Raw genomic sequence first — 14,991 nt, 5'->3', positions numbered from 1 at the left:
GCACGGTAACCGGATGCGATGCGCCGGTTTTATCAGGAAAATGAGGAAAATAGCGACATTTTGCTGCATCCTTCAGCAAACGGTAGTGTTTTAAGTAAAAGGGTTTTGACATCTACCCTGAGGGCCATTAGTATTCGCCCCGTTCACACGATTCCTCTGTAGTTCAGTCGGTAGAACGGCGGACTGTTAATCCGTATGTCACTGGTTCGAGTCCAGTCAGAGGAGCCATATTTAGAAAAGCCCGTTTTTAAGCGGGCTTTTTGCTTTTCTGCGTCTCTGAAGTTAACTCAGAATCGCATCCAGCCTGGCAAGCACCTCATTTACCACAGCGTCAGGTATACGTTCCAGCCGCATGCCGTTCCTGGCAGCCATATCAATAGTTCTGAGCTGGTCGCAGCGAATAACGCCCATTGTTTTTGTCCCCGCCCCTTCCAGGGAAACGGTGAAACCTGCTGTGCGAGCAAAGTTTCCGCCGCTGGTGACGGGAACCACCACCGGTAGCCGCGTCAGCTTGTTAAACGATGCCTTCGATACGATGAGTACCGGACGTTTACCACTTTGCTCGTGGCCAGCAATCGGATCCAGTGAAACAAGCCAGATCTCCCCTCTTTCCACTTACAGGATCTCCTTACCCACCGCAGGCGCATCAATCCATTCCCGATCCTCTTCGCTCATTTCAGCGTGCGGATCGCACTGCGCCAGCAGCTCCTCAAGTGAATAATGAGGCCGTTTCTTAGGTTCGATAATCAGGCAGCCATTATTAATGGTCATGCCGACTTCGCTGTCCGTCGAGAGTTCCAACATTTTCAGCACGGCGGGAGGAACCGCCAGCATGATGGATCCGCCGACCTTTTTAAGACGAGTTGTATACATAGCGCACCTCCAAATATTATATTTTAATATAACATTCATGGCGGGAGGTGCGCAATTATTCATCAGATTCATGATGATTTCCTTTTCGTAATGATGTGGGCAGAAAGCCGTTATCCATCGAAGGGCAGTGCAGATGGGAACGAAGTGCGTCACTAAGAAGGCAGATAATAGAAAACTGTTTTTGCGGTTCAAAGGATTATGGCGGGTAGGATAAACGAAATGCGAGGCGGCTTCTGGATCGGAGATGTGTCGGAGGAGCATCAGCGGTAGCGTGAAGGTCAGATTTATCCAGGCTCGAAGCCGTACGCTTAAGCAAACAATCTTCCGCTTTTGGGCCAGCGGTGGGTAAGCGTATTAGCCAGCGCGGGGTTTTCTTTTCCGCAGTAACCAACATTTCTCGTGGTTCCAATACCGGCCCCTGAATTTGCAGGCACGGGCTTAAGATTTCACTTTCGGGCAAAAACAGCAACAGGAAGTGGTGTAATACAGTTCGCAGATTGTTATAAATATAAGCATTGGTCGCTAATCTGTCATCTTCACCAATATTACGGAGGGAGTCAGTTGAATACTATTGAACAACAGATTGTTAAGCTGGGGCCACCAGTAGGAAAAGCAGATGCTTATATACCTCTGAAGCTTATGGAGCCGAAAACGTTTGAACTATTTTGTTGTGAACTCATAAAAAAACGGCTAAAAAACGGAGAAATAGTTGATGCCATGACGATTGGCATTTCCGGCCAATCACAATTTGGGGCGGATATTTTTACACATCGTCAGCACGGCAATCAGGACATTTATTCGTTATACGAAGTGAAACGTTGTGAAAAATTCACAACGAACCAATATCTATCCACTATCAATCGTTTTAATGAACACAGGGAGAAATGGCATGTTAAAATCAATGAGTTTCAAATTTTCCTCAGTGAGAAAGCGTCAGCAAAATTAATCACGGAATACAAAAAACAAGAGGTTCTTTTTAAGGAACTGGATATAGTACATCGTCTTCTTGATTCAGAACTGATCCACGACTGGCTGAAAAATCTGCATTGCCCAGATCTGTTGTATCGTTTTTGTCACGAGAGCTGGGTATCTCTTTTTTATGGTGAGCGAGCACTGTTAAATATTAAAAACTATGGCTTGTGGGACTATAACGAATCTTCTGCCTGGCGAAATTACACGCATCCATATGAACACATTACTGGTGATACCTATACACTACAGAATGATCACGTGTTTATTCAGGCGTTTTTACCTAACCTGAAGGGGAATCCCCTCTCCTGTTTCATTGATTTTCGTAATGGCCGCTATAGCCATGTTTTGCTGACGATGAGTCAGACTAACCTGCTAAATTCTGCCTTCGAAGGAGTCGGTAGCCCACCGGAGGCGGGAGTCAGATCGTGGGTTTTAAAAGAACTTCATGGCGAAAATTATTATTGTGATATCGGTAATTGCCGCCTTGTACTTACCCTAAATGAAACTCAATCTCTCTGTGAAGCTTTTGATAAGTTCTGGATGTGCTATAAACTGCGCATGGAAGAAATTGACCGGATTTGTCGCACCGTTGATTTCTCGAACAGTACACCCCTCGGTGATAATATTCATCTCATTTCCATTCCTTACTGGCTATGGGGTCGCATCAGCATCTTTTGTCAACATCATGATTATCTGAATACCGAAGGCGAGTGGTCGATATTTAATCCTGCCCGTGAGCGAATTATGGTCTTTACCCGTCATAAAGATGAAGTAATGAACGAAGGGCATCATGTCACACTACTAGCCAACCGCGACCCTAATTTTAATAGCCTTACTAATCATCGCGTGGTGCTAATCTGGCAACCTCCCAGTCGGTATGATATCTATAATATGGAAGATGGCGCCATCGGGCCTCGTAATTACTGGGATGCGTTGACGACATATCGCTGGCTTATAGAGAAATTAATCCCTCATGCAGATAGCTGGTACTGTGCCAATTACTTTCCAGAACGCAGGGGCTGGCGACGACTGCCATTTTGCGCACCTCGCCATATTTCCTGTACATCCGAGGATATTTATTCTAACTACCAACCGGAAAGTAATATCTCTGTTGAACAAGTAGACAGCAAACAGAGTCTGCTGGCGTTGCTGACTGAACTACAAGATTTTTTTAATATCTACACTCGCCGGGTGTACTTTAAGGCAAATGAGTTTGAGCAACTTTGCGACGCTTTTCTCTATTTGTTAAACAAGACTACTGTCAATTACTGGGGTTATATCCGTAGTAGCGTCGGCGCTTCGCAGGAAGACCATGAGTCCGTGGTAACAGCATTGCAAAAGTATCGGATGGAAAGTTCGCTTCATGAAAAAAATTCGTCCCTGTATGATTATCTACTTCGTGGCATGGTGGCGCTCTTTCGCGATGGCGACTGCCATATTAACGAAGTGGAAGCGATGAAGGCTGCAATGTTGCTGCGCCCCTTTGTGGATAAAGTGTCAGAAGGACGTTTTTTGCGGCGCTGTCAGAGGCGGTTATAAACTATCCTGCCAATACGCTTTATCCATAGCCACTCTGCCATGGTTTCGTGTTGCTCGATTAGGCTTTCCGCAACGGCTGGTTTCTGGATTAGGGTAGCAAACGATGCTAACTATCCTTCTCAGAGTTTTTTATCGCTTTGTTTTACTTATAAACCATCCGTAAAATAAGCCGTAAGAACAGGTAGAATAGTGCTAAAGCACAGCATTCATTATATGAAGGTGAAACTTGTCTGACATCAATCTGAACGGTCCCGCAAATGGCGGTGGAGCAGCAACCAGTAGTGGTATTTTATTTCAGCAGCAGTTGGGGGCTCACTTTGCTGCTCAGATCCTTTCCGATAGCAGACTGGATACACCTTTAAGGCTGGGCAACGCATCTCCTGTTTGGTTGCGCTTTGAAACAGAAGCCCCCGTTGACGATATATTGGTTGCAACATCCGTCGGTGGCTTCATCGCCATCCAGGCGAAAACAACCGTTTCGCTTTCAGATGATGAAAGAACCCCCTTTTACCGGATCATAGAACAGTTTGTCCGACACTGGCTTACATGCCGTGATGGCAATAGTTCTCTGGAGTGGAATCGACCTCTCGATTCAGATAAAGACCGTCTGGTTTTAGCTGTCAGTACCAAAGCTTCGGCTTCAATTCGCGACGTTCTTCCTGCTGCCTTGTCTCTTTTTTCTCAGCACGGCAGCGGAGCGATGAATCAAAAGCAGGTACAGGCGTATAACATTTTTGAACGCTGTATTTCCACAGCCTGGAATAGCATAACCTCCGCGCCCCTACCGCCTCACCTTGTATCTGAACTTTGCCGCCTGGTTGTTGTTTTGGTGGTTGATGTTGAAAACATGGCTTTACTCGCCTGTTCACGGCTTACTCAGATCCTTGCTAAAGACACACAGGCAACGGCAGCATTGAGTGTTCTTACCGAAATTTGCGGAAAAATGATGTCCAGCCGTGATGGCGGCGATCTGTCAACTTTTCGCAACGAGTTAGCAGGGAAAGGGATCGAACTCGCAGCACCTCCTCGCTACAAGGATGATATTGCCCGACTTCAACAGCATTCTCAGGAGATTGCTGCTTCCCTTAATCAATATGAGGCCATTGAAAGTCAGTCAGGCCAGCCCGTTACCCTCCGCAGGGAGTGTCAGAATGAAGTTGAGCAAGCCGTACAGTCAGGTTCGCTATTAATTATTGGTGAACCCGGAGCGGGTAAAAGCGGAGTGCTGAATGCACTGGCCCGCAGCCTGCGCGAACGGGGAGATGATGTACTGGAACTGGCCGTTGATCGCTATTCTGTTGACTCACTCGGGCACCTAACCCATGAACTCAGGCTTGAACATAGTTTGACCGACGTGCTTCAGGCGTGGGATGGTTCATCTCAGGGCTGGCTGATTATAGATGCGCTGGATGCCACCAGAGGGGGCAAGGGAGAGGCCGTTTTTCGCCCCCTCATTGAGCAAGTGTTAGCTTGGGGTGGCAGATGGCGAGTGGTTGCTTCAATACGCAGCTTTGACCTGCGCATGGGGGTAAAACTTCGTGATTTGTTTAAAGGTACCCCTCCTGTTGCTAAACGTGCTGATACTCTGTTCTCTTCAGTTCGCCACATCGTTATCCCACGTTGGTCAGATGATGAATTTCACCAACTACTGGAAAAATCTCCATCTCTGGCTACGGCCCTTGAGGGCGCTTCTAAAAAACTGCGAGACCTAGCGAAAGTCCCGTTTAATACCAGACTACTGGCAGAACTGGTTTCCCAAGAGACGTGTGTCAGGTTGGCGGATATTTCGTCTCAGTCAGAACTCTTAAAACTGTACTGGCAACGTCGCGTTGAGGCTCATGGGCTTAAGGCCACACGAAATATAAAAACATTAGTGGATGCTATGATTAATGCGCGTTCACTCAGTGTTTCATCCCTGCTTGCAGACACGGATGCCGACATGATCGATACACTCTGCCGCGAAGGGGTGTTGATTCGGGAACAAAATGACCGTCGGATAAAGTTTCGCCATCACCTTTTATTTGACTACGCTGCGGCCCAGACATCATTTGATCCAGAAACGCTAATTGCGGGGACATTACGTTTCCACAAACAACAGGCACTGGGGCTAATGCTATCCCCGGCGCTCGGTTTTGTACTTCAGGAAATCTGGAGTTATGGCAATAACCATTGCCGTTTCTGGCAGGCAGTGAGTTATCTGGTCAACGACAAAGATGGCGATCCTATCATTCGTAGTTCGGCGGGTCGGATTGCGGCAGATTATCCCACTGCTCAATATGACCTGCTCTGGCTTGCTGAACGCGTGGCTGCCGATGATGAGAAGATGATAACCACGCTCAGTCATATCTGCGGAGCGCTGGCAATACGTTTTGAAGATGAAAAAGAGGTTGTAGCTCTTCCATGGGTATATCTGGTAGCAGCGCTGACGCCCCAGGTACATAAAGTCGCAGAAACATTACGCTTTCTGTTGTACCCGCTTATCAAGCGAGTTACCGATAAACCCTTATGCAATATGCTGGGGACAGCCAGTCGCGCTGTGTTTTCCTACGCCCTTGCGCTGAGTGAACCAGATTATTTTGTCAGAAGCGCTATTCTTCTCGTTACAGATACTATCAATACCGATGTGCAGGCATCCTGTCATTTACTGGAGCAGCTTATTTCTTCCGAACGTCTCCAACGCTTTGGTTCAGAAGAGATCCCCGTGCTCTGTTACAACATTAAGAAAATCGGAGATTGTGCGCCTGAGTTTGTAGTTAACGTATTCGAGTTTGTCTATACCCATGATGTCACAGAAGAACGGGAAACAACGCTGGGAAACAGCCGAATCCTGCCTCTGAGGTCAAATGCCCGACAAGATTATGAATCGGCTCGTTATTCACTTGGAGAATATTTCTCCCGTTTTCTCGAACAATATCCTAGTCTGGCTGTGGATGCCGCAGTGCGCGCAATAAGCGGGTATGTTGCTCGACGTCATCCCTTAGATACACCTGTGATGCATGTGCCCGTTCCTGGGCATGATATTTACCTTAAGGCCGATCGCAGCTACATCTGGGCGCACGATCCTGATGGTAAACATGCTCATGACGGAGAAGTACTGGTTAAAAAATTATTTCAGCGCTTGCAAAGCGCGCCCGAACCCGACGCGCTCGTTCTGGCAAGGCTTATCTGTGAAAAAGCTTCGCTGGCAATTTTCTGGGCCAGAATCTTTCTGGCTGCAAATAGACGCAATGATGACCTGATTGATTTTCTCTGGCCTATTGCTGCACAAGAAGCATTTATCCAAAATGAAGATACCCGTAAAGACGCTATCGATCTGGTCGCTATGGGAATTACGCATCGTTCAGAGCATGAGCGGCGAGAACTGGAAAATTCCGCCTTTCAGTATGACCTCTCTGATTATGTTTACCCTGAGAAAGCAAAAACCAGTTTGTTGCACCGCCTTTTCAATACAATTGGTTCAGAGAATCTTCAGACTGTACAAGCCAGAAATTTCCTGAAGAACACCCCAAGGGATGGTGAAACAGCTGGTAATAAGAGGCTTTTCAACATTTCCCCCGTTACAGTCAGCACCGATATACCTTACGATTTTATCGATGGTCTGGATCGGAACGAACCGGACAACATCACTCTTATCAACGCGGTCAAAACCGCTAAAACTGCGTTGGGTTTAACAACGAATAACACGCTTTCATCCGAATTATCGCTGGAGGATGTTTTTAGCATTCTCGAACCGCTTCATGAGCAGCTCAATCTGGAACACGCCCATACCTATGTGCGTACAACCGCTGAGGATGTCATTGTCCGGGCCTGCGCTGCTGCTGTTGAACATAAATTGCTGCCTCCGCTAGACGACGATCGGGCTGATAAACTGACATCTCATTTTTTAGATTTAGTACATCTCGCTTCTTGTGCAACTGATCCAATCCTGAATGAAGATACAGAAGAAAACTTTGAAGATAGTGTTAGCTGGGGCTCACCTGCACCGAGGATTGATGCTGCACAGATTATTCTCGATGTTATTCCATTACGCTCCGATCTGTATGAGCGACTGAAACCAGATATTGAAAGAATGTTGATTGATCCTCATCCGGCCGTTCGATTACAGGCATCAGTACGGCTGCTACGGCTGTGGGATGTCGATCGGGATAGCGTATGGCGTTACCTGAGTGAACGGCTGGAGCAGGAAACCAATACCGGTGTAATAGAGCATACGGTTGGGGATGGAATAAGAAATCTGTTACATACCGAGCCAACCCGTTCTTTCTACCTAATTCAGAAGCTATTGGGGCGTTTTAATGGCCATCCCGAACGCCAGAAACGTATTCGTACTCTGGTCAGCGGCGATTTGGCAATTCTCTGGGGAGTCCATGAAGTCAGAGAATCGCACCATATTCTCCAGGGCTGGATTAGCGAACCCACCTTTTATCATGATGAGCTTAATCAAGTCCTGTTTACATTAAGAGAAGGATTTGTTTTTGGCCTTGCCGGACAAAGTAAACTGAAGGATACAGAAGTCAGGCATCGGGCGCTGGATATGGCCTATAGCATTATTGATGCTGCTGGTAAAAAACTGGAACAATACTCCCCCCATACTGACCTGACAGAGGCCGAAAGGGAAAACTTAACACACTGCTTTGCGATTATAGACAGGGCATGTCTACAACTTCGTTTCGCTTGTGAAGGGAAGCATAATTCTGACAAGACATCATTAGAATATGAAGAACTTAAGCAATTTCTGAACGAAACTGAATTACACATGCGCCGTATTGGTGATTGCAGCTCGCCACATACTGTTTATTATCTTCTGGAGTTGCTTGAAACGCTTGTTCCTGTCGATCCTGCCAAATGTTTCGATCTGATGGCTCATGCGTTAAGTCATGCAAAAAAATTCGGTTTCCAGAACGAAACGCTGGGAATGGAACAATTGGTAAAAATGATGGGCGTGTTTCTTGCCGATCATAAAACCATCTTTGAAGATGAGAACAGACGAGCTCGTTTGATAGAGAGTCTGGATATTTTTCTGGCAGCCGGTTGGCCCGCAGCCAGACGCCTGCTTTACCGGCTGCCGGAATTGATTCAGTGAACGAACATCAATTGCGTAATCAGTTTCGTGGAGATCTATCTACATTAATTGAGGATATGACACAGTCTCTTGAAAATGAGGATCTTGATCCCTATTCGAAAGAGAGCAAGAAAACGCTGCTTGAACATCATACGCGCATCCTGTTCTTCGATCGTCTATTGACAATTCTGGGTTGGCGTCTGGGTACAAAAGGTAATGTGGCGGAAGAAGCCAGAATAAAGGCCGAAACGACGCGCTTTATGGGATACGGCATAACTCAGTTACGAGCGCTTCACTTTCCTTGTTTGCACTCAAGATCCCATTAATGAAATTGGATAGCATAGTCACCGTCCTAGCTAATTCCAAGCAGCCCAGACACTGCTTCTGACAAATCTTCCGTTCACCAACTGACTTATCCAAACTCATCAGCAACCGCCAATCTTCCGTTATCAGTAAATAAGAGTACTCATTGACATCTTCGATTAGTCGCTTGACTACACTTTCAATAATAAAGCTCTGGCTGTGCTTAATAAGGCAATTTATTTTTTCTCCAAAACTCAAACTTTGACATCATTGCCTCCACCAAACCTTCGGCATGAGACTTCAACGTGAGACATGGTGATACTGGGTTCCATACTCTATTGAATAATAGCAATTATTTCCTTCGGTGTACGACCCCGACGCCGTTCAGGTCCTGATAACACTTCAACTATCTTATTATTCTGAACAGTATTAAACATAGTTCCAAGATTACCTCTTATTTTAAGAGAGACGAAGTGTCTGGTGATTTATGGGGCCAGTCTAACTACTTATATCCCCTCGTTAATTTTGGTGGTCATTCTGGTGGTCTTGACAGGGAGAGCTTTCAGGATTAGCTTACTTATTAGCCAGTTATTGGCAAAGGCGATCCCAGTCAGAGGAGCCATATTTAGAGAAGCCCGCTTAAGGAAACTTAAGCGGGCTTTTTGTTTTTCATGCCACTTTACGAATTACAGCACAAATCCGTAGTGAGAACCATCAGGCAGTTCAATATCCAGGCGAAGTTTACCGCCGGTGGCTTCAACATAGCGTTTAAGCGTGGAAAGCTTGAGGTCACGCCCCGGTTTTTCCATCCCTGCAATGGTCGGTTGTTTGATGCCCAGCGCCTGCGCCATTTCCACCTGAGTTTTCTGTACTTTCTCACGCAGTTCGGCAAGGTGAATGTTGATCAGGATGTCTGTCGCCATCGCCTGAGCTTCGGCCACGACTTCAGGTTTTTCATCCGCAATAAGCTGCTCCAACGTTCTGCCCATCGCGTTACTCCTTTTTTAATGTGTTCAGCCAGTTCGTGAATTCCCAGTCAGCAACAGGGAGCATTTCATCGTAAAAACGCTTTTCACTGCCAACCTTATTGTCGGCACAAAGCACAATGCCTGTGCGGGCTGGGTCAAAAGCGAAAAATGCCCGTATAGGATTACCCCGGCTCTGAATGCGCAACTCCTTCATGTTGCTGTAGCGGGAGCCTTTGAGCGTATCGGCATAAGGTCTGGACAAACCTGGTCCTTTTTCCCGCAGGACCAACAGTGCTGCTAGCACGCTGGCTCTATCGGTATCATTGAGCGAGGTAAACCAGCGATCAAACCTGTCCGTTGTTTTAATCGTCCACACGGGACCTCCTGAGCAATATAGGCTGAATACTATATAGGTGTAAAGCTATAAAGATAATTATGATGCGAAGGAGTGAGGAACTCATCTGCCATTACGGCAAAACTGAAGATGCATTCAGATATTTCGGTGAATAACATGTATGGCATTCAAAGCCTTACGATCTGCATCGAAAAACCAGATTTAAATCAGGATGCTGCTCGCAGAGCATGAAACACAGGGGCACCCCGGAGGGCCATTTGTTGCAGAGCGGAAATAACGTGAATATGACTGATGTAGAAAGAGGAAACTATTTTAGCCTGAAAACTATTTCCCGCTGATGTGATTAAATGCTGAGTGGTCACTAGTGGATATCGCTTTCTCGATCTCCCACCTGCAAGAACAGGCAGAAGATCGGGAGGAACTGCACTCAGGCGCCTAACGCCGCCTTCACCGCCTGATAATCCCAGTAGTATTGCCCATCAACTTTGTAGCACATGGCAACATGAGTACCGGCGTATTTTACGGCGTCCGGGCATTTGGCTTTATTGACGGACGCGGCGTTGTAAAGCACCACAATTTTCAGTTTATCTTTAACCGCTTTTTCGCACTCGTAGGTAATATAGCTACGATGGTCGACCGCCCGCCCCCTGTCGCAATACTCCCACAGACTGTTGTAGCTCGCGCAATATCGACAGCCGCCGCTTCTGGCATCTTTGGTATTACTACCCACAATCAGTACGAATGTTTTTGACGCATTAAGCCGGGTAGCTAAAGAAGCCTTGATGCTGCAATTCAGGCTGCTGTCCCTGGCCTGGGTTAAGCTATGCGCATCGGTGAAAGACAAACTCCAGTAATTTTTATTATTCCATGTATGCAGCTGCTCAATGGCATCACTGTCGCCATCCCATTCCCCGGCCAGATAGGTTTTTGTACGATAGACCATAAAAGCTCACTCCTCTGTTGTGTTGAGCGTTATGTGAAATTTCGGGAAAGTGAAGCCGCGATAATAAAGAATCCGCTTCACCCCGTATCCAAAGGCTTGAAAATGAACTTAATAAATACGGCCAGGCTGATTATATGAAAAAATTCATAGCCCATTTTTAGATGACTGAAGCTCGAAGAGATTAATTTTGTCAATTTTATCCTGATGGATAACAATGGTGAGCTTTGCAGGATAGGAAAAACGCATTTCACTCACGCGGAATGTCCACAGCATAATCTTAAGCAGCTCTTCATCGCTAATTCCCCTGTGCTCCTTTATTCGGGTTATTCCGGAACCGAAAATAGGCACGGAAACACTCTCCATGGCATAGACGCGATTAACGCGATCCCAGAAGTTAATCAAAAACGTCAGGTATTCTGCCATTGTTAAACGCGCTTCATTATGCTCACTGAAACGGGCAAATGCCGTCAGCAGATAATCTTGCCAGACGCAAATTGTCCCCAGCTGGTAACGCTGTTTCTTCCCGCTCACTCGCTCTTCATTGACGCCAATCATATCTTCCCGTTCGAAACGATAGTTTGCGATATGCTCATCAAGCTCCGCCAGGTCGCGGTTAAGGTGTTTATTGATGAAAATGCCGTTAAGGCTGCGGCTGGCAATGATCTTCTCATCGACCTGTGTATCAAAGTATTCGTTGAACGCGATGGCTTTCAGACCCGGCTGACTAAAAATATCACCAGCCTTAATCGTCACCGTCGTTCCGTCAACGGTTAAATCGATAGAAGTTAATTTATTCGCCCGACGCCATACAAACGCGTAGATGCCGAGCAAAAGAAGGATACATATAATGCCAGCGAGCGTTTTATATTCATCGGGAATATCCCAGAAGAGGACATACGCGGTGATGGCACCGGTAATACCCGAGGCATATTTAAAAAACTCATCCCTGACTTTCTTATCAAACAGTTTAACCTTTACCATCTTTTCTCGCTCCCTGCGTTAAAACGTATAGCGACACGCTCCGGGGTCAACCTAAGATAACAGCCGCACCATAGTGTATATATCGGTATCAGATTAAATCCATACGATAAATAATGAATTAACTGGAAATACACTCCAATAATCGCGTTAATTTAACGGTATTTTATAACGTTATTACTCATCAAAACGGCGCTGCGCCAAAACGACATAGCAGAATCACAGTGGGGCCGATCAGAATGCTCTCCACCAGCCGGGCCGCTACCCCTGGCACAGCCATAAAAAAACCAGGTATAATCTCTGACATCATTCAACGAATTCAGAAGCGAAGATGTCAAAACTCACCTTACAAGAGCAGATGCTCAAAGCTGGCTTAGTGAGCAGCAAAAAGATGGAAAAAGTGCAACGAACGGCGAAGAAATCACGGGTGCAGGCGCGTGAAGCAAGGGAAGCCGTGGAAGAAAATAAGAAGGCGCAGATTGAGCGAGACAGGCAGCTGAGCGAACAGCAGAAGCAGGCCTCGTTAGCAAAAGAGTACAAAGCGCAGGTAAAACAGCTGATTGAGATGAACCGCATCCTCATCTCAAAAGGCGATATTGGCTTTAACTTTACCGATGGCACGCTGATTAAGAAAATTTTTGTGGATAAAACGACTCAGGCCCAGCTGATTAATGGCCGTCTGGCGATTGCACGTCTTGGCGTAGATAACGTGGGTGAAAGCACCTACGCAATTATCCCGGCCGTCGTTGCCGATAAAATCGCCCAGCGCGATGCCAGCAGCATTGTGTTAAACAGCACGCTGAGCCAGGAAGAGCAGGATGAGGACGATCCGTACGCCGATTTCAAAGTGCCGGACGATCTGATGTGGTGATACCCGCGCGATGCGGTTCGAAGAATGAGCTGACTTTCGTGTCGGCTCATCTCAGGCTGCGGTGTCCGATCGCCGCAGCATCAGCAAGATCAGAACGGCGCTTCACAGCGGGCTTCAATCCGCTCTCCACAGAGCGGATGGTTAAAATGCAGCTCGCTGGCATGCAGCATCAGCCGCGCAGTCTTCTCTGTTCCGGGCAGCCGCAGCCCGCCGTAAAGATCGCAGCCTAAAATTGGATGCCCCAGCTGCTGGCAGTGGATGCGCAGCTGATGCGTGCGCCCGGTTTCCGGCGTCAGCTCAACCCGCGTTAGCGGCAGGAATGTTCCATCTGGCAGCTGGCGCTCGAAGCGCTCAACCACCCGATAGCGGGAGCGTGCAGGTTTCCCATTGACGGCGCATATCGACATCAGCGGGAACAGAGCAGGATCTTTGGCAACAGGCGCATCAATGAGCCCTTCATCAGCGACCACATGCCCGCAGAGCAGAGCGCTGTAAATCTTGCTCACCGATCGCTGGCTGAACTGCTGGCACAGTGCGGCGTTGACGACCTTATTGCGGGCGATCACCATCAGTCCGGAAGTGCCAAAATCCAGGCGATGCACCAGCGTACAGCCGGGAAAAATTTTAACCAGCCGGTGGTGAACCGAATCAAGGTTCTGCGGATTTTTCCCCGACAGGCTCAGCAGCCCGCTGGGTTTATCGATCAGCACCAGATGTTGATCCTGATAGAGCGTTTCGATGCTGTCATGGCACGGCGGAGCAATAAAGGTGTCGATAATCTCGGACATCAGGTCACCCGGAGCGAAAGTGGCTGCGGATAATAACCCATTTTAAGCCGGGGAACGAATTTGCGACGGGGTTACTGACCCGGTCCTTACTCCGTCTGATTAATGCCCTGCCCCGCCGACCTGGCACTGCTGAAATTTATCATCCAGACTGATAGCAAAGGCGTGGTCTGCGCGGGGATTGTGTTTTACACTGCGCGCTGCAAAAACCGAGTAGATAAACGATTAAGTAGGCAAAAATGGCGATGAACGGAACGATCACAACCTGGTTTAAAGACAAAGGCTTTGGATTTATCAAAGATGAAAACGGCGACAACCGTTATTTTCATGTGATCAAAGTCGCCAACCCGGATCTGATAAAGAAAGACGCGGCGGTCACCTTCGAACCAACCACCAATAACAAGGGCCTGTCCGCCTTCAACGTCAAGGTCGCTCCAGAGAGCAAATACATCTTTATTGCCGGTGAACGAATTAAGCTCACCTCGATCAAGTCCTGGCTGGTTTACAACGAAGAAGTGCCCGCCGACACCCGCATTGATAAAGAACATGTGGTGCTGTCCGTGGGTGCGCTGATGAGCAGCATAAAACCTAAGGCTACTGTGAATCCTGACGAAATGCGTTCAATAAAAAAACTGGCGATCAACACCTTCCAGGGGACGACATTAATCTTCTCGGAAGATGAGATAGACGTGGATGCCACGGTGAAGATGCTGAAGATCTGAGATCGATCGCGCTGACAGACCGGCAAAACAGAGAATAACTGGATAACGATATTCACCGGGCCAGACAAGGCACACTTCAGCAGGCCCGGTGCTAACACCCGGAGCAAACAATGAGCAATAACATCCCTCTGAAATACTACGACATGGCCGAAGAATATGCGGAGGAAACCGCGCTGCCGGTGAATGAGGCAGAGTTTGATTCGCTGGCACACTACTTCCAGCTGCTGCTCACCCGCCTGGCGAACAATGAAGAGATCAGCGAAGAAGCGCAGGGAGAGATGGCAGCGAAAGCCGGTATTAAAGCGGAGCGGATTGACGACATCGCCAATTTCCTCAATCAGTGGGGCAACGAGTAACTCACTGAACAGCAGGCCGCCTCTGCCCTCAGCAAAAGCGGCCTGCTCATCGTTACTGCATCTGTCCCCTTCAGGCTCTGACAGGTTTCGGCTTACATCGCCTCTGCTTAGTGCAATTACGCTTGCAGCATCCTTCTGCGGCGCAACCGCACGCCGGGCAGCATGGTCAGCATCGCAATCGCGGCCAGAATCAACCCCAGCAGAATCGGTGAGCGAAAACCCAACCCGGCATCAATGGCGTAGCCGCCGCCCCACGACCCCACC

General features: G+C 47.7%; 14 protein-coding genes and 1 tRNA gene. 8 read left to right on the top strand and 7 right to left on the bottom strand.

Annotation, left to right across the window (positions count from 1 at the left end):
* Positions 1–152 precede the first annotated feature (152 nt).
* Positions 153–228: transfer RNA gene (locus tag IBT46_RS25270), tRNA-Asn, on the top strand.
* A gap of 54 nt (positions 229–282) precedes the next feature.
* Here the strand turns inward: IBT46_RS25270 and IBT46_RS25265 are convergent.
* Positions 283–615: a type II toxin-antitoxin system PemK/MazF family toxin gene (locus IBT46_RS25265; protein ID WP_058780342.1), complete on the bottom strand. Its 333-nt coding sequence runs from the start codon at positions 613–615 to the stop codon at positions 283–285.
* Complete coding sequence (locus IBT46_RS25260; protein WP_200547907.1) at positions 616–873, bottom strand: antitoxin; 258 nt, start codon at positions 871–873, stop codon at positions 616–618.
* A gap of 561 nt (positions 874–1,434) precedes the next feature.
* Between IBT46_RS25260 and IBT46_RS25255 the strand changes: the two genes are divergently transcribed.
* The 4 genes from IBT46_RS25255 to IBT46_RS27480 all read left to right on the top strand — a co-directional run bounded on the left by IBT46_RS25255 (position 1,435) and on the right by IBT46_RS27480 (position 9,454).
* Positions 1,435–3,384, top strand: a complete 1,950-nt coding sequence (locus IBT46_RS25255; protein ID WP_200547906.1) for a hypothetical protein — start codon at positions 1,435–1,437, stop codon at positions 3,382–3,384.
* 226 nt (positions 3,385–3,610) lie between these two features.
* Positions 3,611–8,467: an ATP-binding protein gene (locus IBT46_RS25250; RefSeq protein WP_200547905.1), complete on the top strand. Its 4,857-nt coding sequence runs from the start codon at positions 3,611–3,613 to the stop codon at positions 8,465–8,467.
* Complete coding sequence (locus tag IBT46_RS27485) at positions 8,464–8,772, top strand: hypothetical protein (RefSeq protein ID WP_234480293.1); 309 nt, start codon at positions 8,464–8,466, stop codon at positions 8,770–8,772. The genes IBT46_RS25250 and IBT46_RS27485 overlap by 4 nt, the downstream gene beginning before the upstream one ends.
* Positions 8,773–9,229: 457 nt before the next feature.
* Complete coding sequence (locus IBT46_RS27480) at positions 9,230–9,454, top strand: hypothetical protein (protein WP_370569530.1); 225 nt, start codon at positions 9,230–9,232, stop codon at positions 9,452–9,454.
* Here IBT46_RS27480 and IBT46_RS25240 read toward each other — a convergent pair.
* The 4 genes from IBT46_RS25240 to IBT46_RS25225 all read right to left on the bottom strand — a co-directional run bounded on the left by IBT46_RS25240 (position 9,436) and on the right by IBT46_RS25225 (position 11,996).
* The gene (locus IBT46_RS25240) at positions 9,436–9,738 is read right to left on the bottom strand and encodes a helix-turn-helix domain-containing protein (protein ID WP_200547904.1); all 303 of its coding nucleotides are present in this window, start codon (positions 9,736–9,738) and stop codon (positions 9,436–9,438) included. The two genes, IBT46_RS27480 and IBT46_RS25240, sit on opposite strands and share 19 nt — an antisense overlap.
* A gap of 4 nt (positions 9,739–9,742) precedes the next feature.
* Positions 9,743–10,093, bottom strand: a complete 351-nt coding sequence (locus IBT46_RS25235) for a type II toxin-antitoxin system RelE/ParE family toxin (RefSeq protein ID WP_200547903.1) — start codon at positions 10,091–10,093, stop codon at positions 9,743–9,745.
* A 406-nt stretch (positions 10,094–10,499) separates the two neighbouring features.
* Positions 10,500–11,015, bottom strand: a complete 516-nt coding sequence (locus tag IBT46_RS25230; protein ID WP_200547902.1) for a molecular chaperone Tir — start codon at positions 11,013–11,015, stop codon at positions 10,500–10,502.
* Positions 11,016–11,159: 144 nt separating this feature from the next.
* Positions 11,160–11,996, bottom strand: coding sequence for a macro domain-containing protein (locus IBT46_RS25225; protein WP_200547901.1), 837 nt, complete (start codon positions 11,994–11,996; stop codon positions 11,160–11,162).
* A gap of 328 nt (positions 11,997–12,324) precedes the next feature.
* On the opposite strand from IBT46_RS25225, the gene IBT46_RS25220 reads away from it, so the two are divergent.
* Positions 12,325–12,864: a DUF2058 domain-containing protein gene (locus IBT46_RS25220; RefSeq protein ID WP_200547900.1), complete on the top strand. Its 540-nt coding sequence runs from the start codon at positions 12,325–12,327 to the stop codon at positions 12,862–12,864.
* 89 nt (positions 12,865–12,953) lie between these two features.
* Here the strand turns inward: IBT46_RS25220 and IBT46_RS25215 are convergent, their stop codons facing one another.
* On the bottom strand, positions 12,954–13,652 hold the full coding sequence (locus IBT46_RS25215; protein ID WP_200547899.1) for an RluA family pseudouridine synthase: 699 nt from the start codon (positions 13,650–13,652) through the stop codon (positions 12,954–12,956).
* A 236-nt stretch (positions 13,653–13,888) separates the two neighbouring features.
* Between IBT46_RS25215 and IBT46_RS25210 the strand changes: the two genes are divergently transcribed.
* Together IBT46_RS25210 and IBT46_RS25205 are read left to right on the top strand one after the other, a co-directional pair.
* Positions 13,889–14,371: a cold-shock protein gene (locus tag IBT46_RS25210; protein WP_200547898.1), complete on the top strand. Its 483-nt coding sequence runs from the start codon at positions 13,889–13,891 to the stop codon at positions 14,369–14,371.
* Positions 14,372–14,481: 110 nt separating this feature from the next.
* Positions 14,482–14,727, top strand: coding sequence for a DUF2543 family protein (locus IBT46_RS25205; RefSeq protein ID WP_200547897.1), 246 nt, complete (start codon positions 14,482–14,484; stop codon positions 14,725–14,727).
* Positions 14,728–14,991: the final 264 nt, after the last annotated feature.

Source organism: Erwinia sp. S38 (assembly GCF_016624545.1).
In the GTDB taxonomy this organism is placed as follows: Bacteria; Pseudomonadota; Gammaproteobacteria; order Enterobacterales; family Enterobacteriaceae; genus Erwinia; species Erwinia coffeiphila.
This window is presented reverse-complemented; position numbering and strand designations above follow the sequence as displayed.

What these genes read in the sequence shown, in the direction of transcription:
- IBT46_RS25230 (WP_200547902.1), bottom strand. Translation starts at nt 11,015, where the DNA reads ATGGTCTATCGTACAAAAACCTATCTGGCCGGGGAATGGGATGGCGAC.
- IBT46_RS25225 (WP_200547901.1), bottom strand. Translation starts at nt 11,996, where the DNA reads ATGGTAAAGGTTAAACTGTTTGATAAGAAAGTCAGGGATGAGTTTTTT.
- IBT46_RS25205 (WP_200547897.1), top strand. Translation starts at nt 14,482, where the DNA reads ATGAGCAATAACATCCCTCTGAAATACTACGACATGGCCGAAGAATAT.
- IBT46_RS25240 (WP_200547904.1), bottom strand. Translation starts at nt 9,738, where the DNA reads ATGGGCAGAACGTTGGAGCAGCTTATTGCGGATGAAAAACCTGAAGTC.
- IBT46_RS25220 (WP_200547900.1), top strand. Translation starts at nt 12,325, where the DNA reads ATGTCAAAACTCACCTTACAAGAGCAGATGCTCAAAGCTGGCTTAGTG.
- IBT46_RS25215 (WP_200547899.1), bottom strand. Translation starts at nt 13,652, where the DNA reads ATGTCCGAGATTATCGACACCTTTATTGCTCCGCCGTGCCATGACAGC.
- IBT46_RS25260 (WP_200547907.1), bottom strand. Translation starts at nt 873, where the DNA reads ATGTATACAACTCGTCTTAAAAAGGTCGGCGGATCCATCATGCTGGCG.
- IBT46_RS25210 (WP_200547898.1), top strand. Translation starts at nt 13,889, where the DNA reads ATGGCGATGAACGGAACGATCACAACCTGGTTTAAAGACAAAGGCTTT.